Annotated in this window: 20 protein-coding genes; 4 read left to right on the plus strand and 16 right to left on the minus strand. The window is 72.4% G+C overall.

Annotated elements, in window-relative coordinates; genetic code table 11:
- Window positions 1-11: 11 nt before the first annotated feature.
- The 9 genes from M4960_RS12330 to M4960_RS12370 all read right to left on the minus strand — a co-directional run bounded on the left by M4960_RS12330 (window position 12) and on the right by M4960_RS12370 (window position 9,478).
- Window positions 12-830, minus strand: a complete 819-nt coding sequence (locus M4960_RS12330) for an ABC transporter ATP-binding protein (protein ID WP_159572887.1) — start codon at window positions 828-830, stop codon at window positions 12-14.
- The gene (locus M4960_RS12335) at window positions 827-2,587 is read right to left on the minus strand and encodes a dipeptide/oligopeptide/nickel ABC transporter permease/ATP-binding protein (protein ID WP_248704390.1); all 1,761 of its coding nucleotides are present in this window, start codon (window positions 2,585-2,587) and stop codon (window positions 827-829) included. The genes M4960_RS12330 and M4960_RS12335 overlap by 4 nt, the downstream gene beginning before the upstream one ends.
- Window positions 2,580-3,641, minus strand: coding sequence for an ABC transporter permease (locus M4960_RS12340; RefSeq protein ID WP_248704391.1), 1,062 nt, complete (start codon window positions 3,639-3,641; stop codon window positions 2,580-2,582). Before M4960_RS12340 ends, M4960_RS12335 begins: the two co-directional genes overlap by 8 nt.
- 86 nt (window positions 3,642-3,727) lie before the next feature.
- Entirely contained in the window at window positions 3,728-5,308 is a 1,581-nt protein-coding gene (locus tag M4960_RS12345; RefSeq protein WP_248704392.1) for an ABC transporter substrate-binding protein, read from the minus strand.
- A gap of 110 nt (window positions 5,309-5,418) precedes the next feature.
- Entirely contained in the window at window positions 5,419-6,747 is a 1,329-nt protein-coding gene (locus M4960_RS12350) for an amidohydrolase (protein ID WP_248704393.1), read from the minus strand.
- 55 nt (window positions 6,748-6,802) lie between these two features.
- Window positions 6,803-7,408 carry a cysteine hydrolase family protein gene (locus tag M4960_RS12355; protein ID WP_194672867.1) on the minus strand — a complete coding sequence of 202 codons (606 nt, stop codon included), beginning with the start codon at window positions 7,406-7,408 and terminating at the stop codon, window positions 6,803-6,805.
- A gap of 113 nt (window positions 7,409-7,521) precedes the next feature.
- Window positions 7,522-8,073 (minus strand): hypothetical protein, encoded by a 552-nt coding sequence (locus tag M4960_RS12360; protein ID WP_248704394.1) that lies wholly within the window; start codon window positions 8,071-8,073, stop codon window positions 7,522-7,524.
- Window positions 8,070-8,831 (minus strand): amidohydrolase family protein, encoded by a 762-nt coding sequence (locus tag M4960_RS12365; protein ID WP_133938734.1) that lies wholly within the window; start codon window positions 8,829-8,831, stop codon window positions 8,070-8,072. The genes M4960_RS12360 and M4960_RS12365 overlap by 4 nt, the downstream gene beginning before the upstream one ends.
- Before the next feature lie 146 nt (window positions 8,832-8,977).
- The gene (locus M4960_RS12370; protein ID WP_248704395.1) at window positions 8,978-9,478 is read right to left on the minus strand and encodes a hypothetical protein; all 501 of its coding nucleotides are present in this window, start codon (window positions 9,476-9,478) and stop codon (window positions 8,978-8,980) included.
- Window positions 9,479-9,588: 110 nt separating this feature from the next.
- Here M4960_RS12370 and M4960_RS12375 point away from each other — a divergent pair, with 110 nt between their 5' ends.
- Window positions 9,589-10,284 carry a GntR family transcriptional regulator gene (locus M4960_RS12375; protein ID WP_200849186.1) on the plus strand — a complete coding sequence of 232 codons (696 nt, stop codon included), beginning with the start codon at window positions 9,589-9,591 and terminating at the stop codon, window positions 10,282-10,284.
- A 102-nt stretch (window positions 10,285-10,386) separates the two neighbouring features.
- Here M4960_RS12375 and M4960_RS12380 read toward each other — a convergent pair whose 3' ends face one another.
- The 5 genes from M4960_RS12380 to M4960_RS12400 are packed head-to-tail and all read right to left on the minus strand — an operon-like array spanning window position 10,387 to window position 17,725.
- On the minus strand, window positions 10,387-11,820 hold the full coding sequence (locus M4960_RS12380) for an amidase (protein WP_248704396.1): 1,434 nt from the start codon (window positions 11,818-11,820) through the stop codon (window positions 10,387-10,389).
- Window positions 11,820-13,820 (minus strand): primary-amine oxidase, encoded by a 2,001-nt coding sequence (locus M4960_RS12385; RefSeq protein ID WP_248704397.1) that lies wholly within the window; start codon window positions 13,818-13,820, stop codon window positions 11,820-11,822. The genes M4960_RS12380 and M4960_RS12385 overlap by 1 nt, the downstream gene beginning before the upstream one ends.
- Window positions 13,821-13,848: 28 nt before the next feature.
- Window positions 13,849-15,396, minus strand: coding sequence for a gamma-glutamyltransferase (locus tag M4960_RS12390; RefSeq protein WP_248704398.1), 1,548 nt, complete (start codon window positions 15,394-15,396; stop codon window positions 13,849-13,851).
- Window positions 15,393-16,487: an FAD-dependent oxidoreductase gene (locus M4960_RS12395; protein ID WP_131844895.1), complete on the minus strand. Its 1,095-nt coding sequence runs from the start codon at window positions 16,485-16,487 to the stop codon at window positions 15,393-15,395. Before M4960_RS12395 ends, M4960_RS12390 begins: the two co-directional genes overlap by 4 nt.
- Window positions 16,484-17,725: an aminotransferase class V-fold PLP-dependent enzyme gene (locus M4960_RS12400; protein ID WP_173170121.1), complete on the minus strand. Its 1,242-nt coding sequence runs from the start codon at window positions 17,723-17,725 to the stop codon at window positions 16,484-16,486. The genes M4960_RS12395 and M4960_RS12400 overlap by 4 nt, the downstream gene beginning before the upstream one ends.
- 100 nt (window positions 17,726-17,825) lie before the next feature.
- Between M4960_RS12400 and M4960_RS12405 the strand changes: the two genes are divergently transcribed.
- Both M4960_RS12405 and M4960_RS12410 read left to right on the plus strand, forming a co-directional pair.
- Complete coding sequence (locus M4960_RS12405; protein ID WP_131844897.1) at window positions 17,826-18,332, plus strand: RidA family protein; 507 nt, start codon at window positions 17,826-17,828, stop codon at window positions 18,330-18,332.
- Window positions 18,329-19,531: an MFS transporter gene (locus M4960_RS12410; RefSeq protein ID WP_248704399.1), complete on the plus strand. Its 1,203-nt coding sequence runs from the start codon at window positions 18,329-18,331 to the stop codon at window positions 19,529-19,531. Before M4960_RS12405 ends, M4960_RS12410 begins: the two co-directional genes overlap by 4 nt.
- On the opposite strand, the gene M4960_RS12415 is transcribed toward M4960_RS12410, so the two are convergent.
- Both M4960_RS12415 and M4960_RS12420 read right to left on the minus strand, forming a co-directional pair.
- Window positions 19,518-20,972, minus strand: coding sequence for an aldehyde dehydrogenase (locus M4960_RS12415; protein ID WP_248704400.1), 1,455 nt, complete (start codon window positions 20,970-20,972; stop codon window positions 19,518-19,520). The genes M4960_RS12410 and M4960_RS12415 overlap by 14 nt on opposite strands.
- A 46-nt stretch (window positions 20,973-21,018) precedes the next feature.
- A complete protein-coding gene (locus tag M4960_RS12420; RefSeq protein WP_248704401.1) occupies window positions 21,019-22,038 on the minus strand; it encodes a hypothetical protein in 1,020 nt (339 codons plus the stop codon).
- A gap of 224 nt (window positions 22,039-22,262) precedes the next feature.
- Between M4960_RS12420 and M4960_RS12425 the strand changes: the two genes are divergently transcribed.
- On the plus strand, window positions 22,263-23,891 hold the full coding sequence (locus M4960_RS12425; protein ID WP_131844901.1) for an APC family permease: 1,629 nt from the start codon (window positions 22,263-22,265) through the stop codon (window positions 23,889-23,891).
- Window positions 23,892-23,898 lie beyond the last annotated feature (7 nt).

The raw sequence follows: 23,898 nt of genomic DNA on the forward strand, positions 1-23,898 counted from the left end.
TTCCGGGTCGGTCAGCCGGCCAGGCTGAAACGGGCGGAACCGGGGTCCGCGTCGAGGAGACGACGCGTGTACCAGTGCTGCGGATCGGCGTAGATCTGCTCGACCGGACCGGCCTCGACGACCTCACCCTGGTACAGCACGACGACCTCGTCGCTCACACGCTGCACGACCGCCAGGTTGTGCGAGATGAACATCATCGTCAGGCCGAGGGACTCCTTGATGTCGGCGAGCAGCTCCAGGATCTGCGCCTGCACCGAGACGTCGAGCGCCGAGGTGATCTCGTCGGCGATGACCAGGTGCGGGTCGATGACGAGGCCGCGGGCGATGGCGATGCGCTGCCGTTGCCCGCCGGAGAACTCGTGCGGGTAGCGGTGCATCATGTCCCGGGACAGCCCGACCCGCTCGAGCCAGCCGCCGATGCGGTCCTCGTGGGTGGCGACCCGGGGGCGGACGGGGTCGATCGCCTCGGCCAGGGTCTGCGCGACGGTCCGTCGCGGCGAGAGCGACGAGTACGGGTCCTGCGGGATCATCTGGATCCGGCGACGGTAGCGGCGCAGGGTCGACCGGTCGGCCGCGGTCAGGTCGACGCCGTCCACCGCGGCGCTGCCCGAGGCGGGCTTCACGGTGCCGACCAGGACCTTCGCGAGGGTGGACTTGCCCGAGCCGGACTCGCCGACGACGCCGACGGTGCGACCTCGCTCGAGGCGGAGGTCGACGCCGTGCAGGACGGTCGTCGAGCCGAACGCGACGTCGAGGGCGCGGACGTCGATCATGGGGGCCGTGTCGGTGTCGGTTGCGCGGCGTTCGCGTGTCGTCGTGGTGTCGGTCATGCGTGTGCCTCCGCCTGCTCGGTGCGCGTGGACTCCGTGGGCACGGTGGACTCTCTGCGCACCGTCACGACCGGGGTGGCCGCGAGGAGCTGCTTCGTGTACGGGTGGTCGACGGTGTCCGGGGAGAGCCCGGCGACGTCGTCGATGCGCTCGACGATCTCGCCGTTCCGCATCACCAGGACCCGGTCGCACAGTGCTCGGACGACGCCGAGGTCGTGGGAGATGAACAGCACGGCGGTGCCGGAGTCCTCGTTCATCCGCTTCAGCACCGTCAGCACCTCACGCTGGACGGTGACGTCGAGGGCGGTGGTCGGTTCGTCCGCGATGAGCAGGTCGGGCTTCGTGCTCATCGCCGACGCGATCATCGCGCGCTGCTTCATGCCGCCGGAGAGCTGGTGCGGGTACTGGCGCAGTCGACCCTCGGGATCGGTGAGCATCACGGCGCGGAAGCCCTGCGTCAGGAGTCGGATCGCGTCACGTCGGCTGTGTCGCAGCCGCATCCGCAGCACGTCGGACAACTGGATGCCGAGCACCATGGCCGGGTTCAGCGCGGTGCCCGGGTCCTGGTAGACGAGCCCGATGCGGGAGGCGAGCACGCGGTCCGGCACACGACCGAGCAGGTCGACGCCGCCGAGTTCGAGCCGCCGCGCGGAGCCCTCGAGCCCCTCGCCCAGCAGCTTGGCGACGAGCGAGGCCGTCAACGACTTGCCCGAACCGGACTCGCCGACGATCCCGAGCACCTCGCCCCGCCGGATGGTGAACGAGACGTCCTTGACCAGGGCGCGTCCACTGGCGGCGTGCTGCACCGAGATGCCGTCCGCGACGAGCACGGCGTCGTCCTCGACCGCGAGCGTCGACGGGCCGGTCGCGCGTGTGGTGCGGGACCGCGTGGTGTTCGACCGCGGGTTCGCGGCAGCGGCCAGTCCGTCCCCGACGAGCAGGGCGGCGAGGGAGGCGAAGGTCAGCGCGACCGCGGGGCCGACGATGACGACGGGGTTCACGACGATCCGGTCGAGTCCGTCGTTGAGCAGGGTGCCCCAGTCGAACGCGGGGGTCTGCGCGCCGAGGCCGATGAAGGACAGTCCGGAGATCTCGACGAGCGATCCGGAGAAGGCGCCGGCGATCAGGATCAGCGTCGGCTCGGCCATGTTCGGCAGGACGTGCCGCATCGCGACCCGGTGCGCCGGGACGCCCATCAGGCGCGCGGTGGTGACGTACTCGCTGGTGGAGATCTTCGCCGCCAGGTTCGCGGTCAGGCGGGCGAAGCCGGCGATGTTCGCCACCGCGATGGCGACGACGACCTGCACCATGCCCTGACCGAGGATCGCGGCGACGATGATCGCGACGAGCATCGTCGGGTAGCTGACCGCGAACTCGATCGCCCGCAGGCCGAGCTCGCGCACCCGTCGCGGTGCCAACCAGACACCGATGCCGAGGGCGATGCCGACCACCGCGGAGAGCGCCGTGGCCGCGAGCGCCATCAGGACCGTCGCCCGGGTGGCGACCAGGGTGCGCGCGAGCATGTCGCGCCCGAGCGTGTCGGTGCCGAGCGGGTGCTCGGCGGTGGACCCCAGCCCGGAGGTTCCGCCGATGCCCGTGGCCTGGGCGCCGAACACGAACGGGGCGACGACCGCCACGATCAGGATCAGTCCGAACATCGCGAGTCCGACGATCAGCCCGCCGTTCCAGGCGAAGGTCCGAGGGCGCGAGGCCGGGTCGGTGGTGGCGGCCCGGACGGCGGTGATGGTGTCAGCCACGCTTCTCCCCGAGGGTGCGCGGGTCGATGAGACCCAGGATGATGTCGATGACGAGCGTGATCACGAGCGAGATGAGCCCGATCACGAAGACCGCGGCGCGGATCACCGGGTAGTCCTTGTCCACCGCGATCGCCTGCACGATGACGCCGCCGAGGCCCGGCCACGCGAAGACCGCCTCCGTGATGAGCGCCGACCCGAGCAGGGCCGTCAGGATGATCCCGGACAGCGTCAGTGCGGTGGTGAGCAGGTTCGGCAGCATGTGCTTCGCGTAGATCGACAGCGCCGGCAGCCGCCACCCGCGGGCGGTGCGCATGTAGTCCTGCTCGAGGATCACGGCGGTCTCGCGGCGGACGATGCGGGCGACCGAGCACGTGCCGCCGACGGTGAGCGAGGCGATCGGCAGGACCGCCGCCGCGCCGAAGTCGTAGGCCGGCGAGTACGCGGGCGGCAGCACGTGCAGCAGGACCGCGAAGACGACGACGAACCCGGTGGCGAGCACGTACGTGGGGATCGACGAGATCAGGCCGGTGACCGCCGAGAACGAGACGTCGAGCCAGCGGTGCCGGTCACCGCGGGTGAGGACGCCGACGGTCATGCCGAGTGCGAGTCCGAGGACGAGCAGCAGCAGGACCGCGGCGATCGTGATCGTCAGCGTGTACGGCACGGCCGTCATGACGATGTCCATCGCCGGCGCGCGGTACTTGTACGAGTCACCGAAGTCGCCCTGCACGACGCCGGTGACGTAGTGCCACAGCTGGACGGGGATCGGCTGGTCGAGGCCGAGTTGGTGCCGGACGAGCTCAACCTGGGCGAGCGTCGCGGTGTCGCCGGCGATGGCCGTTGCCGGGTCGCCGGGGATGAGCTGCACGATGAGGAACGTCACGAGGACGAGCAGCGCCAGGTTGATGACGAGTCCGACGGCACGGCGGAGCAGGAAGCGGCGCCATGCGCCACCGAGGCTCGCGGCCCGGGGTGCGGCGGCGGTCGGGGTTCCCGGAGACCCGGGGGTGCCCGGACCGGGCACGGGGAGATGGTCGACGGTGGTGGTGCTCATCGCGGGTCCTCCTGGTGCTCCGGTCCGGGCTGGGGTGGTGCGGTGGTGCTCGTTGCGTGGTGCGTGGTGCTCGCTCGGTCAGGCGATCAGGAGACGATCCGCATCGCGGAGACGTCCCAGTAGCCCGAGAACACGTGGGTCTCGAAGCCCTTGCGGGCGACGTACCGGTGCGTGTCCGTGATGAGCGGGGTCATGTCGACGCGCTCGAGGATCGACTTCTGCGCGGTGGCGAAGTCCTCGCACTGCTGGTCGGCGTCCGACGTGGCCATCGCCGCCTGGTAGGCCGCGAGTCCCTCGGGGTTGTCGCTCGAGGACACGTTCGTGCCGCCCTCGGCGTAGGTCGGTCCGACGTAGCGCGCGATCGAGGTGTTGATCAGCCCGGTCTGCGCGTCCTCGGCCGCCACGGCGACGTCCCAGGTCTTGGGCTCGGTGCGCATCTGCTTGGTCCAGTCGGCAGGGTCCGGTGCCGAGACCTTCACGGTCGCACCGGCGTTCCGCAGCGACTCCGCCAGGAAGTCGGCGGCGGGGTCCCAGTTCGACATGATGAGCAGGCGGATCTTCTTGCCCGTGAGCTCCTTCGTCGCGGCCTTCGCGTCGTAGGACTGCACGAGCGACGAGTCGTCCACCGCGCAGCGGTAGCTCGCCGCGTTCACCGTGTTCTGCTCGACCCCGAGTCCGTCGAGACCGGCGTTGTTGAACCCCTTCGTGTCGATCGCCTGGGCGACCGCGGCACGGAGCGGCTGGTCGTCGGCGAACACCGAGCCGGAGCCCTCTGCCTCGTTGAACACGAGGTTGTAGGCCGAGCTGGCGAACTTCACGGTGGAGTAGTCGTCGCCGCTGAAGCGCTCGGCGTTCGAGTCGTAGAAGCGTGCGACGTCGACACCGCCGGACTGCAGCAGGTTGGCGCTCGTGTTCGAATCGCCCTGCACGGTCAGGTTGATCGTCTTGGCCGGCTCACCGGTGACGGTCTTCCACGCCGGCCAGGCGTCGTAGTCGGACCGCAGCGCGTAGGAGACGCTCTTGCCGGCCGAGGACTTCGCGAGCGTGTACGGGCCGGACCAGGCGCCGTCGACGGTGCCGGCCGCGAGGCCCTTCGTGTCGGCGAGACCGGCCGGGCAGATGATCCCGGTACCGGGGCGGGTCAGGCCGCCGAGCAGCTGCGAGTACGGCTCGCTGAGCGAGATCGTCAGCGTGCCGGCGGCGTCGTCGGCGGTGAACTTCGGGTCACCCGAGCCGAAGGCCTGGTTCTTCCAGGTCTGCGCACCCGAGTCGTCGAGGCCGACCAGGTACTCGAAGGACTTCTCGACGACCGTCGGCGTGATCTCGGTGCCGTCGGAGCACGTGGCGCCGTCGCGGATCGTGAACTCGTACTTCGACGCCGACTCGGCGTCCCACTTCGTCGCGAGCCCGCCGATGTAGCCGCCGTCGTCGCCCTCGCCCTGCCGGAGCAGGGTGTCGAAACCGAGTCGTGCGACCTCGACGTCCGAGCTGGCCGAGGCCTTCGCAGGGTCGAAGGTGGCCGGGGCGTACCAGAGCTCTGCGTTGATCGTGTCGGTGCTCGACGAGCTGTCGCCGCCGTCAGCGGAGCCGGACGCGGTGCACGCGCTCAGGGAGAGTCCGACGGCGGTCGCCAACGCGACGCCGACGAGGATGCGCTTCCTCACCATGGTGCTGTCCTCCAGTGGGATTCGGGGTGATGCCAGGGAGTCAGTCCCAGGGTCGGGTCCAACTTGGATCCAATTTAGAACAATCCGCATCCAACTATGTTTCGAGTGCATTACATCTGCCCGGGACGAGCCGCGGCGTCGAAGACCGTCACGCCGCCGACGTCGGTGCGCAGGACCCGCGCCGCGGCGAACTCGTCGACCGTGCACGCGGCCGGGTCCACGTCGAGCAGCACCCAGTCCGCCAGGGCGCCGGCGCGCAGCACGCCGCGGCGATCCTCGGCGAAGGACGCGTGTGCCGCACCGCGCGTGTAGGCCTCGACCGCCTCGAGCACCGAGAGCGCCTGTGCCGGGCCGATCGGCTCGTCGAGGCCGCGCATCCGACGGGCTGCGGCGACGGGGACCACCTCACGCGGGTCGAAGGGGAAGTACGGCGCGTCCGAGCCCATGGCGACCGTGGCGCCGGCGTCGGCCCAGGTCCGCATCGGGTTGACCTCGTCGACACGGCTGCCGAGCCGGCGCTGCAGCCCGGCGGCGTTCTTCCAGGCGATCGAGGGCTGCAGCGAAGCCACGACACCGAGGCGTGCCGCACGGTCGGCGCTCGCGACGCTCGGCTCGAGGTACGCGTGGATGAGCTGGCAGCGGAGTCCGGCGACCGATCGCCCCGTGTCCCGTTCCGCTGCCTCGAGCCCGTCGAGCACCTCGGCGACCGCACGACTGCCCACCGCGTGGACGCCGAGTCCCCACCCCGCGGCCACGCACGACGCCGCAAGGCGTGCGAAGTCAGCCGCCGAGATCCGCTGCACGCCGTGGTCGTCGCCGGTCCAGGGCCGTTCGAGCAGCGCCTGCCCCTTCATGCCCTCGCCGTCGTAGTAGACCTTGACCGGGCCGAGCCGGAGGCGGTCGTCGCCGTCACCGGTCACGCCGTCGATCGAGTCGAGCACCGCCAGGGCCGCATCGACGTCGGGAACCGCTGCACTGCCGAGCTCGGGGTAGGGCATCGCGACCACGCGCAGGGTCAGGAGTCCCTGCCGGTGCGCCTCCCGGTACCCCTCGAGCTCGGGCAGCGTGACGGCCGGGTCGACGACACCGGTGAACCCCATCGCGTGCAGCAGCGGCTGGATGCGGCGGATCGCGGCGAGCCGGTCCCCGAGCGTCGGCGGTGCGTCCCCGATCCAGTCCGGGGCGTCCGGGTCCGCGTCGCCGTCGGCGAGCATCGCGGCCGAGAACGTCGCGGCGTCGGCGTCGCCGTCCACGAGCTGCAGCGCTTTGAGTCCGGCGCGCTGCGCGTGCGCGTGGGCGTCGGTGAACCCCGGCAGGACGGTGCCCTCGACGTGGTCCTCGGCCGTGCCCTCCGAAGCCGCCGCCCGCACGTCGTCGAGCGTCCCGACCGCCGCGATCCGGTCGCCGACGACGAGCAGGGCCTCGGCGGTCGGTTGCACCGGGTCCATCGTCCGGACGTGCCCGACGACGATCCGCGCGGACCGGCCGGCCGCCTCACACACCGACGGCCTCCCGCTCGTCGAGCCAGGTGCGCACGTCCGCAGCGGTCACGAGGGCGTCCCGCTGCAGGTACCCGATCGCCTCCAGTGCCGCGTCGTGCGCGCGTTCGCTCGACCCGGCGACGCAGTCGGTCAGGACCCGGACGGCGTAGTCGTGCTGGTGGGCGTCGGCCGCCGTGTAGTGGATGCAGACGTCGGTGAGTCCGCCGACGAGCAGGACGGTGCCGGCTTTGTACGCCTTGAGCACGATCTCGAGCTCGGTGCCGAAGAACGCCGAGTAGCGCCGCTTGCGGATGACGAACTCCTCGGGCCGAGGGTCGATCCACGAGGCCAGCTCGGTCTGCTCCTCGCCCTCGATGCAGTGCGGGCCCTCGGCGCCGTCGAGCTCACGGCCGATGTCGACGAGGTCCGGCTTGTGGACCTCCTGGATGAAGACGACGGGCACACCCGAGGAGCGGCAGTGCTCGATGAGGTCACGGACGCGCGGTGCGCGCTCGGCACGGCCGCCCATCACGGGGATGCCGGGCGTGGGCATCGTCGAGGCAGCTCCGCCCTGGATGTCGACGACGATCAGGACGGGGTTGCCGGAGACGGCGAGCATGCTGGTGGTTCCTTCCGGGACGGATCGTGCAGCGGGTGGGGACCGGTGCGCGCCGTCGCCGTCATCCTCTGACGGGATCCGGCACCGCAGGGGTCCGGGGTGTTTCCGCGGTGTTAAACCTCAGGTGTCGCCGAACCGGGCGGTGTCGCCGAACCGGGCGGTGTCCCCGCGGGCGCCGTCACCGCTCCAGCCGCCGCCCGCGCGCTCCGCCGCCGCCGGAACGGCAGCAGCTCGGCGACCCCGACCGACCCGAACCCGTTCCCGACCGCGACCCACACCCGGGCGTCGGGCGCGTGGTCACCGAGCAGCTCCGCGCAGACCCCGCACGGCTCGATCAGGTGCATCGTCCCGCCCGGCCTGCGGAGCACCCCCACGACCGACACCACCGGCGACCCGGCGACGACGGCCGCGCTCACCGCAGCGGACTCGGCGCACACCGACGCGCGGCCGGCCGAGGCCTCGACGTGCAGCCCGGTGACCACACTGCCGTCGTCGAGCCGGAGTGCCGCGGCGACCTCGTGCACCCCCGTGCGGTACCGCCGGTCGAGCACGTCCGACGCGATCCGGAGCAGCTCCTGGTCCGCGGCGTCCATGCCGGACGGCGGGCCGGCGAGCACCGGACGGTCACTGCCGCCGGACGGAGCCCCGCCCGTCGAGTCGCTCACGACCAGCCCAGGATCCGCGCCATGTTGCCACCCTCGACCAGGGCACGGTCGGCCTCGTCCGGGATCGCCTTCGCGATCTTCATGCGCTCGAGGTCGAAGTCGCTGCCCGGCCACTCCGACCCGAGCAGGATCTTCTCCGCGCCGAGGCGCGCGTACGCCCGCTTGACGTCGGACATCAGGGTGGCCGAGGTCTCGAGGTAGACGTGCGGGTTCCGCTCGGCGACGATGATCGCCTCCGGCACGTTCCACACCGCACCCATGTGCGCGATGATCGTCGGCACCGTCGGGAAGTTCCTCGCGATCTCCTCGATCGAGAACGGTGCACAGAACGCGTCGTCGAGTGCGTTGATCAGCACGGGCAGGCCGAGCTCGGCGCAGACCTCGAACAGCGGGTCGAGCAGGCCGTGGTCTGCGACGTGGTAGCCGTGCAGGCTGGGGTGCAGCTTCAGGCCGACCAGCCCGCCCTCGGCGAAGCGACGGATCTCGTCGGTGGCGTTCTCCCACTGCGGCATGACCTGGCCGAAGCCGAACAGCCGGTCCGGGTGCGCGGCGACCAGGTCCATCAGGAAGTCGTTCTCGATCCCCTGCGCGAGCGAGCAGACCATGGCGCGGTCGACCCCCGCGGCGTCCATGCGGTCGAGGATCCGGTTCGCGTCGAACGGCGTGTACGCCGGCGGCTCCTCGCCCGGGCGCACGCCGCTCAGGTAGTCACTGCGGCCGCGGCGGTCCTGGGTGGTGTTGTAGGCGTCGATGATCATCGTGGGCGTCTCCTCGTCGGCGGCTCGTGGGGCGGAACTCCCCCACATGTGATCCGATACTGCCAGAATTGGATCCAATTTGGTAGCGCCGGGTCGCGGAACACCCCGCCTGGAGGAGCGACCCACCCCCGCCACGCGCCGCCGACTCAGTGCACGACGACCATCGCGCCCATGGTGAGCACGCTCACGAGCGAGGCCGCCCGCCGCACGGACTCGACCCGCGGCACCCGGCCGCCGACGACGTTCCACAGCACCACACCGGCGTGCACCGCGACCGCCACCCCGACCGGCAGCAGCACCGCAGCGTGGGAGTGCCCCGCGCCGGCATCGGCACCGGCATGGCCACCTGCGAGCAGCACGAACACCGCGCCGAGCAGCATCCCGAGCGCGTGCAGGTGGTCACCACCGGGGCGACTCCGGCGACGCCACCGGTCAACGGCAGCCGTGCCCATCGCGCAGCCACCGAGCAGGAGTGCCCAGAACGGCGCCGGCACCACGTGGAGCGCCGGCACGTGGACGTCGAGCATCGCGACGAGCATCGCCGACTCGGCGACGAGCGCCACCCGCCCGACCCGACGTCCGCCCGCGACCCCGAGCACGAGGGCGACGACGGCCGCGGCCAGCATCAGGACGAGCAGGACGGTCATGATTGGATCCAATCACGAGCGAGTCGGATACGGCAACGGGATCCAACAACTGGCAGGATTGGATCCGCAGCGGGGGTTCGCTGTGACGACGTACCGAGGGAGACCACGACGTGACCACCAGCGACGGCAACGCACTCGTCGACGACCTCGCCGCGCGGATCCGCGCGAAGATCATGTCCGGCGAGATCCCCATCGGCGCACCGCTCCGCCAGGCCGACCTCGCCGCGCAGTTCGGCATCAGCCGGACCCCGGTCCGCGAAGCCCTCCGGCAGCTGCAGACCGGCGGCCTCATCGAGGTCGTCCCCAACCGCGGCGCAGTGGTCCGGGTGCCCGTGCCGTGGGAGGTCCGCGAGGCCTACGAGGTCCGCGCCGAGCTCGAGTCGCTCGCAGCCCGACGCGCCGTCGACCGGCTCGACGACGCCACCATCGCGCAGCTCCGTTCGGTGAACCAGGCGATGTACGAGCGATCCCTGGCCGCGGCGGAGGGCGAGCAGCCGAAGCAGCGCGAGGGCAGCGACAACGACCAGTTCCACGGGCTGATCTACCAGGCCTCCGGCAACACCCGGCTGACCCGGATGCTCGTCGAGATCAACGACGCCTTCCCGCGCAACGTCTCGGCCCTGGTGCTCCGCGAGAACTCCCGGCACCGCGAGGAGAACTTCCGCGAGCACGAGGAGCTCATCGAGGCGTTCGTCGCCGGGGACCGCGAGCGCGCCGCCGAGCTCATGCGCGACCACGTCCTGCGCGCCGGCGAGCACCTGGCGCACTGGTACGAGCGCCGCTCGTCCACCGTCTTCACCGGCTGACCCGGCGCAACCAGCGGAAGCGGCGCGAGAGACCGGACCGCTCAGCGCCGCACCGACGGGGCGGGGCCGACCCGCGCCTCCCGACCGGACCGTCCCGGCCGTCTACAGGACCGGCGCCCGCCGGATCCAGCCGGTGGCCTCCTCGATCGCGCGCGTCACCGCGAGCAGCTGGGCCTCGCGGCCGTACCGCCCGACGACCTGCACGCCGACCGGCAGCCCCTCGGGCGTGAACCCGGCCGAGGTCACCACGACCGGGTGCGCCGTCAACGTCAGCCGGTTCGCGAGCATCTGCCACGTGAAGTAGCGGTCGAAGCGGTGGCCGTCGACCTCGTCGACCCACTCGACCTCGGCCGGCGGCGCGACCACCGGCGTCGCCGGCAGCACGAGCACGTCGTGCCGGTCGAGCACCGCAGCCGTGTCCCGGTACATCCGGGTCCGACGCTCGTACGCATCGGCGAGCTGCGCCGCCGTGGTGACGCGCCCCTGCTCGACGTTGCGGACGTAGTCCGGGCGGAACCCGGTGGCACCGGCGTCGACGGCGTGCCGTCCGCCCAGGAAGAACTCGAACGTCTCGATGGTCTCCCACGCTTCGTCGGCACCCGCGAAGTCGGGCTCGTCCGCCTCGACGACCGCTCCGAGCCCGGCGAGCTGCTCGCCGAACGCGCGGTGCACGGCACGCACGGCCGGGTCGATCGGCAGGCCGCCGGCGTCATCGCTCCACGCGACGCGCAGGCCGTCGAGCGCAACCGGCCGGACCGGGTGCTGCGTCATGGCGGACATCGGCCAGACGGTCTTCTCGACGGCCAGGGCTTCCATGAAGCGTGCGGCGTCGGCGGAGTCGCGTGCCATCGGGCCGGTGACGCCGTGCGGCGTCCAGGCGTTGCCGGTCCGGCCGCTCGGCACCCGGCCCGGGCTCGGCCGGACGCCGACGACGTTGCAGAACGCGGCCGGGTAGCGCAGGCTCCCGCCGCTGTCGGAGCCGTCGGCGATCGGCAGGATCCGCCCGGCGAGGGCCGCTGCGGCGCCACCACTGGACCCACCCGCGTGCCGCGAGGTGTCCCACGGGTTCACGGTCGTGCCGAACACCGGGTTGAAGGTCAGCACGCCCTGGCCCATCTCCGGCGTGTTCGTCTTGCCGATGATGATCGCGCCGGCATCGCGGAGCAGCGTCGCGAGGACGCTGTCCTGTTCGGCGGGGCGCGCGTCGGCGAACGCCGCCGACCCGTTCGTGGTCGGCAGGCCGGCGACGTCCATCAGGTCCTTCACCGCGGTGGGCAGGCCGTGCAGGAGCGGGAGCGGTTCGCCCGCGGCGCGTGCCGCGGCGGTGCGGCGGTCCGCCGCTTCTGCCGCGGCCAACGAGACCGAGTCGGGCTGCTGGGAGACGACGGCCTGGAGGCGCGGGTTGCGTTCCTCGATCCGCTCCAGGTGGGCGCGCATCACCTCCACCGCCGACACCTCGCGGTTCGCGACGGCGTCGGCCAGGCGGACGGCGGACCAGTCGGCGAGGTGCTCCGGGGTGTGCTCGGGCGCGGGCATCAGCGGCCGCCCTCGTGGTCGTGCTGCTGCTCGGCGTGGACGTGCCCGTCGTGCGCGGCGTCGGTGTGGTGGTCGTGCGCCGCGTGGTCGTGGTCGTGGCCGGCACCCGGCGCGCAGTGGTCGGTCGCCGACGGCGGGACGTCGAGCGAGGGGTTCCGGTCGAAGAAGCCGTCCGGTTCGAGCCGGAAGCCGATCGTGTCGACGGGCATGATCGGCCACTGTTCGGGACGCGGGAAGTGGTGCACGCCGAGGACGGGCCACAGCACGAGGCGCTCGTTCTCGAGGGACCGGTCCGCCTGCTGCCAGACGTGCACCCCGTCGTCGCCGAGCTCGCCCTGGTTCGGGTACTCGCCGGCGATGAAGCGCTCCTCGGGGTCGAAGGCGCTCGCCCAGAGGTGCTTCGCGACGAACGGCGCCTTCCGCTCGACGATGCTGCCCGGGCGGACGTGCAGCTGCGCGGTGTTCTGGACCGCCAGGCGGTAGGCCGTGCTCTCGCCGTAGCGGTTCTGCGCGGACTCGCTCTCGATGCGCCAGTGCAGCGCGCGGGCCGGGTCGGTCATCCGGGCGCCGTCGGCCTCGGAACCGATCGGCGTCTCGACCGCGATGCAGGCGTTGCCGTAGGGGTTCAGGGCCTCGTCGGGCTCGGGCTCGGCGTGCACCTCGACCAGCCGGTTCAACGGCCCGTCGACGGCGGTGTCGAGCCGGACGGCGAAGTAGTGCTGGTGCGTCGGGGCCTGCACGTTCGGTGCGACCATCCGGCCGTACCGCGGGGTCTCGCCGTCGGCGATGCCGGACACCGACATCAGGCCGGTGAGCTTCACCTCGAGCTCGACGGAGCCGTCCTGGTACAGCGACCAGTAGAAGCCGTAGTCGTAGTTCGCCACGGTCGCGAAGCTCGAGATCACGAGTCGGCGGCTGCGACGGACCTCGGCGCTGCCGGTGCGGGTGTTCACGTGCTTCCAGAGGATCGAGTCGTCCTCCTCGTGCAGGCAGATGCCGTTGACGATCGTCTGCGGTTCGCCGTGGCCGTCCAGGAAGTCGACGTCGAAGTACCGGATCTCCCCCAGGCAGTCGCAGCCGAGCTCCAGGCTCGCGGTCAGCGGGCCGGCGCCGTACTCGCCCCAGTCGAAGAAGTTCTTCCGGTACGCGGTCGGGTCGCTGTCCAGGTACGGCACGTACATCTCGTTGACGGCCGCACGGTGCAGCACCGGCCGCTCGACGTCGCCGTCACGGTAGGACAGGTCGTGCAGCACGAGCCCCTCGCGGTGCGAGAAGCCGACACGGAACGTCCAGTTCTGCCAGCGGACCTCGTGCCCGTCGATCGTGAAGCCGGGGCCGTTCGGCTGGACGATGTCGAGCGCCGACACCTCGCGGTCGGGACCCCAGGTGCCGGAGGTGTACGTGCCGGTCTCGCTCGCCATCGGGATGACGCCGTGGTCCTCGATCCGGATGACCTCGAGGGTGTCCAGGTCGAGGATCGGGACGAGCCCGGCGACGGGTCGTGCGTAACCGTTGTCCTCGGGGAACTCGCGGTACCAGACCGTGCCCCAGCTCAGGCGGCGGTCGGCGAGGTCCTCGGGCACGAAACCGGTGATCGACTCCGGGTCGACCCAGACGAGCGACGTGTCCGTGATCCCGCGCTTCGCGAGCGCCTCGATGACGAGCGGCGACTTCCGTGCGGCCTGCGCGATGAGCCGTGCTTCGTCACTCGAGACGCCGGGGCGACGGTGGTCCACGTCGGTCCACAGCTCGACGATCGCGGGCGAGTCCGGGCCGGCGGTCCACCCGCGCACCTCCCACGCGGCGTGGGCGTCCGGGTCCATCACGACGATCCGCACCGGACGGGCGCCACCGGCGGTCGTGCCCCTGGCCTTCTCCTCGTCGAGCGCGATCCCCCAGAAGCGCGGCCGGGCCCCGATGCGCCCGGAGGCACGGACGGCGGTGACGAAGGAGGCGATCTCGACGGAGGTCAGCGGATCGAGGACGTGGGTGCTGCTCATGGGCTTCCTTCTCGGGTGGATCGTGCGGTCAGTGGGCGTCGAGGACGACGGCGCGGCCGTCCGCGCGGGGGTCGCTCGCGGCGTCGAGGTGTCCGTCGGCGTGGAGCCGGACGGTCTGGACGTGCCCGGCCTCGTCGACGGGGCCGCCCGTGCGGGCAATGGGCAGGCCGAGGGCGTCGGCCGCGGCGATCGCGTCCTCGGAACCGGGTTCGGCGACGAGCGTCATCACCTCGTGCCCGAGGTCGCGCGCACCGAGCACGAACCGCGGTCGGCCGAGGACCTCGTCGGGGTCGCTGCCCGCGGCGACCAGGTCACGGGCGAGCTGCGCGAGGATCCACGGCTGGGCGCTGCCGCCCTGGCAGCCGAGGCCGAGCACCAGGTCGTCGGTCTCGGCGATCACCGGCAACAGGGTGTGCGGCGGCCGCAGGCCCGGTCCGACGTGGGCGGGGTGCGCGGGGTCGGTGCTGAAGGCGGAGCCGCGGTTGTGCAGCACCACGCCCGTCCCCGGGTCGAGGATGCCGGAGCCGAAGAGCTGGTAGACGCTCTGGATGAGCGTGACGACGGTGCCGTCGCTGTCCGCAGCGGTCACCGCGACGGTGTCGCCGAGGGCACGGCCGGCACGGGGCAGTGCGCCGACCCGACCGGAGTCGCGTGGGTCGAGCATGGCCGCGACGTCGATGGAGCCGCCGCGGGGGTCGCCGAGTTCGGCCTGGCGGACGAGCGCGGCACGGTGCACGGCGTCGACGAGGTCGGCGGTCGCAGTGCCGTGCTCGCTGCCGTCGGCGAGCGCTTCCGGCAGGATCCCGAGCAGCACGACGCCCTGCGTGGGCGGCGGCGCGACCCACCACCGGGCCCCGCCGATCGTCGTGCCGCGGGGCTCGACGAGCTCGGCGTCGTGCGAGGCGAAGTCGGCCTCGGTGTGTGCGCCCCCGAGTTCCCGCAGCCGGGCGGTGATCGAGGCGGCGATCCGTCCCCGGTACATCGCGCCCGGGTCGGCAGCGAGTTCGGTCAGGGTCGCGGCGAGTGCCGGCTGCACGAGCGGGTCGCCTTCGGCCAGGAGCGCCCCGACGTCGTCGGTGAAGACCTCGCGCATCCCGGGGTCGGCGTGGAGCTCGTCGGTCCGGACCGCGATCGCACGGCCGAGTCCGGCGGAGACGGGGACCCCGTCGGCCGCGAGTCGTGCTGCGCGGGTCAACGGGTCGGCGAGCCCGAGTCGGCCGCCGAGTGCGTCGATCGCCTGCCATCCCGCGACGACGCCGGGGACCGTGACGGTCTGGGCGCCCTGCCGGGGCATCCGGTCCTGCTGCGCGAGCGCCGCGACGTCGATGCCGGCCGGTGCGGCGCCGGCGGAGACCACGGCGACGACGGGCCGTCCTGGCCGACGGACGAGGGCGACGAGGTCCCCGCCGATGCTGCACTGGTGCGGGTAGACGACGGTCAGTGCCGTGGCCGCCGCGAGCGCGGCGTCGATGGCGTCCCCGCCGGCCGCGACCGCCTCGGCGGCGGCGTCGAGGGCGGCCGGGTGCGGTGCGGCGACGGCGACGCGTCGGGTGGAGGGTGCTGCTGGGGCGGTCATGCGGTGGTCACCATCCGTGCGGGGCTGAGGAACGCGAGGTCGGGGCGGTCGATGCCCTGCACCAGGTCGGCGACGGCCGCACCGATCGCCGGCCCGAACTTGAAGCCGTGGCCGGAGCAGGCTGCGGCGAGGAGCACCTCGGGCTGCTCGGGCAGGGCGCCGACGACGAACCGCTTGTCCGGGGTCATCGTGTACAGGCATGCGACTGCCTGGGCACCGGCGGTGACGATGCCGGGGACGAACCCTTCGAGGAGCTCGGCCAGGTGCGCGACCTCGGCCTCGGTCGGCGGTGCGACGGGCACGTCCGGGTCCCACACGGGTCCGGCGTCGATGCCGATCTTCGCGCCGGATCCGGCGGTCTCCGGGAGCCCGAAGACGAGCCCCTCCGGCAGGTCGATCGAGAAGCACCCGAGCGCGGGCGGCTGCGCCACGGTCTGCCCCGTCGGCGCGGTGAGCGTGACGATGCGCCAGACCTCGAAGAACGCGGCGGCCTCGGGTACCAGGTGCGACGCCCAGGCGCCGCCGGCGAGCACGAGCCGTCGCGCGCGGACACTGCCGGCGTCGGTCCGGACGGTGACGACGCCGTCGTCGACCTGCCAGTCGAGCACGGTCTCGCCGTACCGCAGGTCGGCGCCGGCCGCCGCGGCGGCGGACTGCGCGAACGCGAGCGCCCGCGCGGCCTCGAGCACACCGGCGTCGGGGTCGTGGACCGCGCCGTACGACTCGGGCGGACGCAGCGAGGGCGCGAGCGTCGGCCAGGCTGCGCGGTCGACCGGGAGGCTCGCCCCACCCTGCATCGTCGGCTCGCCCCGGTGCGCGTACAGTCCACCGGTCCGGTGCAGGAAGGGCGCGCCGGCGGCGGTCCCCCAGCGGTCCCACCCGCGGTACGCACGGTCGACGAGGTCGTTCCACACCGGGTGCGGGTAGGCGCGGCGGATCATCCGGGTGGCGCCGTGCGACGAGCCGCGCTCGTGCCCCGGTGCGAAGCGCTCCACCGCGACGACGTCGAGTCCGCGGCGCGCGAGCTCGTACGTGGCGGCGGATCCGTGGATGCCGAGTCCGAGGACGACGACGTCGTGCACGGCCGTCACGCGCGGACCTCGGCGACGACGTCCGCGACGCCCTCGAGCAGGACCCGGACGTCCTCGTCGTCGTTGTACACGTGCGGCGAGACGCGGACGACGCTCGGCAGGCCACGGGCGCCCAGGTCCCACTGCGCGTGGCTCGCGGGGACGGAGATCGAGTCGATGCGGCGCTGCCGGAGCCGGGCCGAGACCTCCTTGCCGGCGACGCCGTCGACCGTGAAGGTGACGATCGCGGACGCTGACGCGGACGGGTCCGCCACGGTGACGCCGTCCACGGCGTCGAGCGCGGTGCGCAGGTGGGCGCCGAGGCCGACCAGGTGCGCCTCGGTCGCCGCCGGCCCGCGGTCGAGCGCTTCGCGCAGCGCCACTCCGAGGCCGAGCCGTGCGGCGACGGAGCACTCCCACGTCTCGAGCTGTCGCGCGGTGCCGTCCATCGTCCACTCATCCTCGCCGGTCCAGACGGCTCCGCGGACATCCGGCGCCCACGCACCGACGCCCTCGAGCATCCCGCGGCGCAGGTAGGCGATCCCGGTGCCGCGCGGCCCACGCAGGAACTTCCGGCCGGTGGTGACGAGGGCGTCGCAGTCGACGGCGCGCACGTCGATGTCGATCTGGCCGACGGACTGCGTGGCGTCGACGACGGTCAGGGCGCCGTGGCGACGGGCGACGGCGCTGATCTCCGCGATCGGTTCGACGAGGCCGGACGAGGTCGGCACGTGCACCGCGCTCACGACGACACGGCCGCTCGCTCCGGCGACGGCGCGGTCCAGGGCCTCGAGGTCCATGGCACCGGTGGCGTCGCTCGGCACGACCTCGAGCCGCACGTCGTCGTGCCGCTGCATGGCCAACAACCGGAGCGCCTGGCTCACGTAGCTGGAGCGGGGTGCGACGACGGTGTCCCCGGCACCGAGCCGCAGCGCGTCGAAGACACCGCGCAGGCCGCTCGTGGCGCTGTCGAACAGGGCGATCTCGTCCGGCGCCGACCCGAGCAGGGTGGCGGCCGCGGTGTAGACGTCGGCGACCTCGTCGGCGACCTGGTTGGCGGCTTCGTACCCACCCACCCGCTGTTCCCGGCGCAGGTGGGTGACCACTGCCTCCAGGACGCCGTCGCTGACCAGGCCCGCGCCGGCCGCGTTGAAGTAGTGGCGCCCTGCGGTGCCGGCGGTGCGGGACCGCTCGGCGGCCACGTCGATCGCCGTCACTGCCTGGGCGGCCATCGTGCCGTCCTCGAGACCGATCGTCATGTCGCGGGTCCTCCCTCGTGCGCGCCACCCCCGGACGCTGAATGGATCCCATCATAAACAGGTTGTATCCATTACCGCCACCGCCGGATACTGTTGAGCCATGGAGCACTCCGCTGAAGCCCGCGCGCAGGAACTCGGACTCGTCATCCCGGACTACGCGAACCCGCCCTACGGTGGCCGGTACGGCAGCTCGCTCCGCGCGTTCCACCGCACCGGGGACCTGCTGGAGCTGAGCGGCATGACCCCGGAATCACGGGACGGCACGATGCTGCACCCGGGGTCGGTCGGGGTCGACATCACCCTCGAGCAGGCTCGTGAAGCGGCCCGCTACACCGCGGTCAACGCCCTCGGCATGATCCGCTACGCCCTCGGCTCACTCGACGAGGTCACTGCACTGTCCCGCGGGCTGTGCTTCGTCCTCTGCCCGCCCGGGTTCGAGCAGCTCAACCAGGTGTCGAACGCGGCCAGCGACCTGCTGTTCGACGTCTTCGGACCGGACGTCGGTCGGATGGGCCGCGCGTCGATCGGTGCGACCGCCCTGTCGCGGAGCGCCTGCTTCGAGCTCTGGCTCAGCCTGGAGTGCCGCCCCCGCCGAGCCGGGGAGTGAGACCGCTCGCCGAGACCGGCACGCGGGGGACCGCGTTCTGGCTCCTCGTCGTGGCGTCGACCGCCGGCTACGTCGTCAACGGTGCGAGCACCCCGGTGGTGCCACGGGTGGCGACGGACCAGCTCGGCGCCGACCCCGCCGTCGGTGGGCTGCTCGTGTCGCTCGCGGGGTTCGTGGCGATCGGCGCGATGCCACTCGCCGGCATCCTGAGCGACCGGCTCGGTCCACGACGTGTCCTCCTCGGTGCCGGGTTGCTGGCGGCGGCCGGACTCGGCATCGTGCTCGTCGCGCTGAGCGTCCCGAGCCTCGCGGTCAGCCGGCTCGTCTTCGGCGCCGGCAACGCGGCCACCGCCACCGGCCTGACTGCCTGGGTCGTCGCCGAGGTCCCGGTGACCCAGCGGAGCCGCGCACTCGGCCTGTTCGGGCTCGCCGTCTGGATCGGTCTCGCCCTGGGGCCCGTGGTCGGCGAGAACCTGTACCAGTCGGCCGGACACCGCACCGTGTGGGTCGTCGCGATCGGCATCCAGCTCGCCGGGCTCGGAGTGGCACTGCTCACGCGGGGCGGATCGGCTCCGGTGCACCGCAGCCCGGCACGACCGGCCGGTGCGGGTCTCGCGGCGGTGCTGCGGGCCGTCGTACGACCGGGCGCGGCGGGACTCGTGGCCTGGGCGGCCGAGGGCTTCATGATCGCGTTCCTCATCCAGCACCTGGTCGGGCAGGGCGTCGGCGCGCAGGGACTGACCGGGGCCGCGAACGTCTTCACGGTCTTCGCAGCGAGCGTCGTCGGGGTGCGACTGCTCCTCGGCGGACTGCCGGACCGGATCGGGCCCGTCCGCACCGCACGAGGAGCCCTGGTCGTCCTCGCCGCAGGGCTGGTCGTCCTCGCGGTCGCACACGACTTCCCGACCGCGGCCGCCGGTGCCGTCCTGGTCGGTGCCGGGTACTCGCCGCTGTTCCCGACGCTCACGATCCTGAGCACCCGGACGCTCGACGACCGCACCCGGGCCACCGGCGTCGGCGTCTTCTCGGCCGTCACCAGCGCGGGCTACGCCGTCGGCTCACTCGTGGGCGGGGTCCTGGTGTCTGCGGTCGGTTCCGGGTGGGCGCTCGTCGTCCTCGCCGCCTTGCAGCTCGCCGCGGTGCCCGCACTCGGCAGGCACGACGGCGGCGGCACCGGTCGCGACCTCAGAGCGCGATGACGACGCTCTTCGACTCGCAGAACGCGCGCAGGGCCTCTTCGCCGAGGTCGCGGCCGAGGCCGGACTCGCCGACCCCGCCGAAGGACAGTGCCGGGTCGAACAGGTTGTAGGTGTTCACCCACACGGTGCCGGCGTGCAGCCGCTGGCCCATCCGGTGGGCGCGGGACAGGTCACGGGTCCAGACCCCGGCGGCGAGGCCGTACGTCTGGTCGTTCGCGATGGCGATCGCCTCGTCCTCGTCGTCGAAGGGGATGACGCCGACGACGGGCCCGAAGATCTCCTCGCGCGCGATGGTCATCGTGTTCGAGACGCCGGTGAAGAGCGTCGGCTCGACGTAGTAGCCCGGGCGCTCGGGCACGCCGCCGCCGACCGCGACCGTCGCCCCCTCGGCCTTGCCCTGCTCGATGTACCCGAGCACCTGCTGCCGCTGCTCCTCGGACACGAGCGGTCCGACGGTGACCCCGCCGTCGAGCCCGTCGCCGACGGGGACCTTCCGGACGGCGGCGACCAGGCGCTCGGTGACCTCGTCGAGGACCGACCGCTGCACGAGCAGGCGGCTGCCCGCGGTGCACATCTGGCCGGAGTGCCCGAACGACGCACGCATCGCGGTGAGCACGACGGCGTCGAGGTCGGCGTCCTCGAACACGATGTTCGGGCTCTTGCCGCCGAGCTCGAGGGTCAGGCGCTTGAAGTCCGCACTCGCGGCGGTCATCACCTTGCGGCCGACCTCGGTGCTGCCGGTGAACGAGACCTTGTCGACACCGGGGTGCGCGGTGAGCGCGGCACCGACCCGGCCGTCACCGGTCAGGACGTTGACGACGCCGGCGGGCACACCGGCTTCCTCGCAGATCGCGGCGACCCGGAGCATCGTGAGCGGGGTCTGCTCGGCCGGCTTGACGACCACCGTGCAGCCCGCGGCGAGCGCCGGTGCGAGCTTGAACGCGCCGGTCATGATCGGGAAGTTCCAGGGCAGGATGAGCGCCGCGACGCCGACCGGTTCGAGGGTCGTGTACACGTGGTGCGCTCCGCCGTCGACGGGGACGACCGTGCCGGTCAGGCGCGAGGGAGCGCCGGCGTAGTAGCGGAACACCCGGGCCGAGGTCGCGGTGTCGGCGCGGGAGCGCTCGATCGGCTTGCCGTTGTCGCGGGTCTCGAGCACGGCGAGTTCTTCGAGCCGCTCCTCGATCAGGTCCGCGACGCGGTTCAGGATGCGGCTGCGGTCGTGCGGGCTCATCCCGCTCCACCGGCGGTCCTCGTGTGCCCGGCGCGCGGCGGCCACGGCGGCGTCGACGTCGGCCGGACCGGCCTGCGGCACCCGGGTGAGCAGCACCTCGGTGGCGGGGTCGAGCACGTCGAGGAGTTCGGCGCCGTCGGGTGCGGTCCAGGTGCCGTCGACGAGGAACGGCTCGAGCGGGGCCAGGGGTGCGAGCGTGTCTCTCATGACGGTTCCTCCGTGGGACGTGGGTGCGGTGGGTCGGGGTGCTCGGTCAGGGGCGGTCGAGCAGTCGAGCGGGCTCGTCGACCGTGATCCGGGTGAGGACCTCGTCGGGCACGCCGAGTGCGCGGAGGCCGGGGACGACCCGGGCGGTCAGGTGGTCGAGGCCGTGTCCGCCGTACCGACGGAGCTGGCCCTTCGTCCAGGTGGCGTGGCCGAAGACCCAGCGGGTGTCGGGGGTGCTCTCGCGCAGGGCCAGGAAAGCGTCGAGCCGTTGCGGATCGCTGGCGTTGCGGATGCGACCGACGTGCGAGCCCTCGTTGCCGAAGCAGAGTTCGAGCACGGCTCCTGCCTGGCCGAGGTCGCGCAGGTAGGGCAGGTCGAGGAACTCGTCGACGGTCGAGAACACGACCCGGCTCGGGTCGACCCCCTCGGCCACGACGTGCTCGAGCACCTCGAGGCCGTTCCGGGCGTCGGCGGCCAGCCGGACGACGACGGCCGCGCCGGTGGTCGCCGCCGCTCGTGCAGCCGCCGTGAGACTGCGGCGTTCCTCGAGTCCGTCGGCGGTCGCGAACGCCGTCGTCGTCCCCATCAGGCCGAGCAGCCCGGCGCGGTACGTGGTGCCGGGTACCGAGTCCGTCAGTGCCCGTTCGAAGAGCCCCTGTCGCCCGTCGGTGTCCAGGTCGAGGTACCACTCGGGCAGCAGTCGTGGCAGGTAGGCCCCGTAGCCGGCGACGATCCCGACGCCGCTCGCCCGTGACAGGTCGGGCAGCCGGGCGTGGTCGGGGCCGAAGCCGAGGGAGCTCAGGTCGACGGCGAGCCCGAGGCCGCTGCTCCGCGCGGTGCGGAGTTCGTCGGCGAGCAGGTCGACGTCGTCGAGGCGCAGGTTGTCCGCGAGTGCGAGCTGGCTCCACCGCAGGGCGGCAGCCAGGTCCGCGGTGACCGCGAGGCTCGGTTCCAGCGCTTCGACACCGGGCCGCTGCAGGGCGCTCGCGTCGGTCAGCAGGTGCTCGTGCATCGACACCGCACCGATCCCGGACGACTCGACGGGGCCGAGGACGGTCTGGATCACGACGTGCCTTTCGCGGTGGCGGACTTGACGGATCCAATCTACATCGGTTTGGATCCCTCTTGTCCACAGCAGTCGCCGAGCTCCTCGCTCGACTCCGAACGTTTACACGCGGGCCCCTTCCGTCACGTGCCCGAAACAGCCGGGCAACGACGGCGACACGGGTCCGCACGACACTGGTCGCACTACCTGTCGCCCGACAGGTACTCCGCGAAAGGTCTGCAGCCATGCGCTCTCCAGAGTCACCGCTCCACGCACCGCGCGCCACGTCCAGCGTCGACCCCGTCGACACCCAGGGCTCCGCCCGACTCGGCTACGAGCAGGAACTCCACCGCGGGGTCGGCTCGTTCTCGTCGTTCGCGGCCGGGTTCTCGTTCGTCTCGATCCTGACCACCGTCTTCCAGCTGTTCGGCCTCGGGTTCGGACTCGGCGGTGCCGCCTTCTTCTGGGCCTGGCCACTCGTCTTCGGCGGCCAGCTGCTCGTCGCGCTGAACTTCGCGCAGCTCGCCGCCCGGTGGCCGATCTCGGGCGCGATCTTCCAGTGGTCCAGTCGTCTGGCGGGCGCGCGCTTCGGGTGGTTCACCGGGTGGACGATGATCATCGGGCAGATCCTCACCGTGGCCGTCGCAGCCATCGCGGTGCAGGCCGTGCTCCCTGCGATCTGGAACGGGTTCCAGGTCGTCGGCGGCCCCGGAGCCGACCCCTCCCTCGCCTCGTCGACCGGTGCTGCGAACGCGGTGGTGCTCGGCATCGTGATGCTCGTCGTGACGACCCTGGTGAACATCACGAGCGTCCGGCTGATGGCGCGGGTCACGAGCTTCGGCGTGCTGATCGAGATCATCGGCGTCGTCGTGCTCATCGGCGCGCTCTTCCTGCTGCCGCACCGCAGCCCTGCGGTGGTGTTCACGACCGCCGGCTCGACGAGCACCGAACCGTACGTCTGGGCGTTCCTGGCATCGTCCCTGATGGCTGCCTACGTGATGGTCGGCTTCGACTCCGCCGGTGAGCTCGCCGAGGAGACGCACAACCCCCGCCGGACCACCCCGAAGACCATCGTCCGCGCGCTCACCGTCTCCGGCCTCGGCGGTGGGCTGCTCATCATCGGCGCCCTGGTCGCCGCCCCGAGCCTGACCGACGGCAAGCTGGCGACGCAGGGACTCGCCTGGGTGATCACCTCGACGCTCGGCGACGTCTTCGGCCGGCTGCTGCTCTGCACCGTCGCGGTCGCCGTGTTCGCCTGCACCCTCGCCGTGCAGACCGCCGGTGCGCGCATGGTCTACTCGATGGCCCGCGAGAAGGCCCTGCCCTTCCACCGCACGCTCGCTCGGGTCTCACCCCGGACCGGGACACCGATCGCCGCGTCGATCGTCGTCGGTGTCGGTGCCGGCCTCGCACTCGCCGTGAACATCGGTCAGTCCGCGATCTTCACCGCCCTGTCCAGCCTGTGCATCGCGATGCTCTACCTGGCCTACCTCGGCGTCACCGGCCCCCTGCTGGTCCAACGCATCCGGCTCCGACGGTCCGGCTTCCCCGCCGGCGTGGACGAGGACGGCAAGCCGCTGTTCACGCTCGGCCGGTGGGGCATCCCGCTCAACGCCCTCGCCGTCGCCTTCCAGATCGGCATGGCGGTCAACCTCATCTGGCCGCGCCCGGAGATCTACGACCTGACCGGGAACTCGTGGTGGCTGCAGTACAGCGCCCTGCTGTTCATCGGCGCCGTCCTGCTCGTGGGTTGGGTGTGGTCGGCCCGGCGGCACCGTGCGCACGGACCGATCACCCTCGCCGAGGTCCCGTCCACCGCCTCGGTCCCCGCCGTCCAGGCACCCGCCTCCGCGACCGCGACCGTCGAAGCCTGACCGAAGG

Origin of the sequence: Curtobacterium sp. MWU13-2055 (genome assembly GCF_023242305.1) — a bacterium.
In the GTDB taxonomy this organism is placed as follows: Bacteria; Actinomycetota; Actinomycetes; order Actinomycetales; family Microbacteriaceae; genus Curtobacterium.

Bases quoted from the DNA above. Each gene is read 5' to 3' on its own strand.
- M4960_RS12330 (WP_159572887.1), bottom strand. From the start codon at position 830: ATGACCGACACCACGACGACACGCGAACGCCGCGCAACCGACACCGAC.
- M4960_RS12340 (WP_248704391.1), bottom strand. From the start codon at position 3,641: ATGAGCACCACCACCGTCGACCATCTCCCCGTGCCCGGTCCGGGCACC.
- M4960_RS12345 (WP_248704392.1), bottom strand. From the start codon at position 5,308: ATGGTGAGGAAGCGCATCCTCGTCGGCGTCGCGTTGGCGACCGCCGTC.
- M4960_RS12355 (WP_194672867.1), bottom strand. From the start codon at position 7,408: ATGCTCGCCGTCTCCGGCAACCCCGTCCTGATCGTCGTCGACATCCAG.
- M4960_RS12365 (WP_133938734.1), bottom strand. From the start codon at position 8,831: ATGATCATCGACGCCTACAACACCACCCAGGACCGCCGCGGCCGCAGT.
- M4960_RS12370 (WP_248704395.1), bottom strand. From the start codon at position 9,478: ATGACCGTCCTGCTCGTCCTGATGCTGGCCGCGGCCGTCGTCGCCCTC.
- M4960_RS12380 (WP_248704396.1), bottom strand. From the start codon at position 11,820: ATGCCCGCGCCCGAGCACACCCCGGAGCACCTCGCCGACTGGTCCGCC.
- M4960_RS12385 (WP_248704397.1), bottom strand. From the start codon at position 13,820: ATGAGCAGCACCCACGTCCTCGATCCGCTGACCTCCGTCGAGATCGCC.
- M4960_RS12390 (WP_248704398.1), bottom strand. From the start codon at position 15,396: ATGACCGCCCCAGCAGCACCCTCCACCCGACGCGTCGCCGTCGCCGCA.
- M4960_RS12400 (WP_173170121.1), bottom strand. From the start codon at position 17,725: ATGACGATCGGTCTCGAGGACGGCACGATGGCCGCCCAGGCAGTGACG.
- M4960_RS12405 (WP_131844897.1), top strand. From the start codon at position 17,826: ATGGAGCACTCCGCTGAAGCCCGCGCGCAGGAACTCGGACTCGTCATC.
- M4960_RS12415 (WP_248704400.1), bottom strand. From the start codon at position 20,972: ATGAGAGACACGCTCGCACCCCTGGCCCCGCTCGAGCCGTTCCTCGTC.
- M4960_RS12425 (WP_131844901.1), top strand. From the start codon at position 22,263: ATGCGCTCTCCAGAGTCACCGCTCCACGCACCGCGCGCCACGTCCAGC.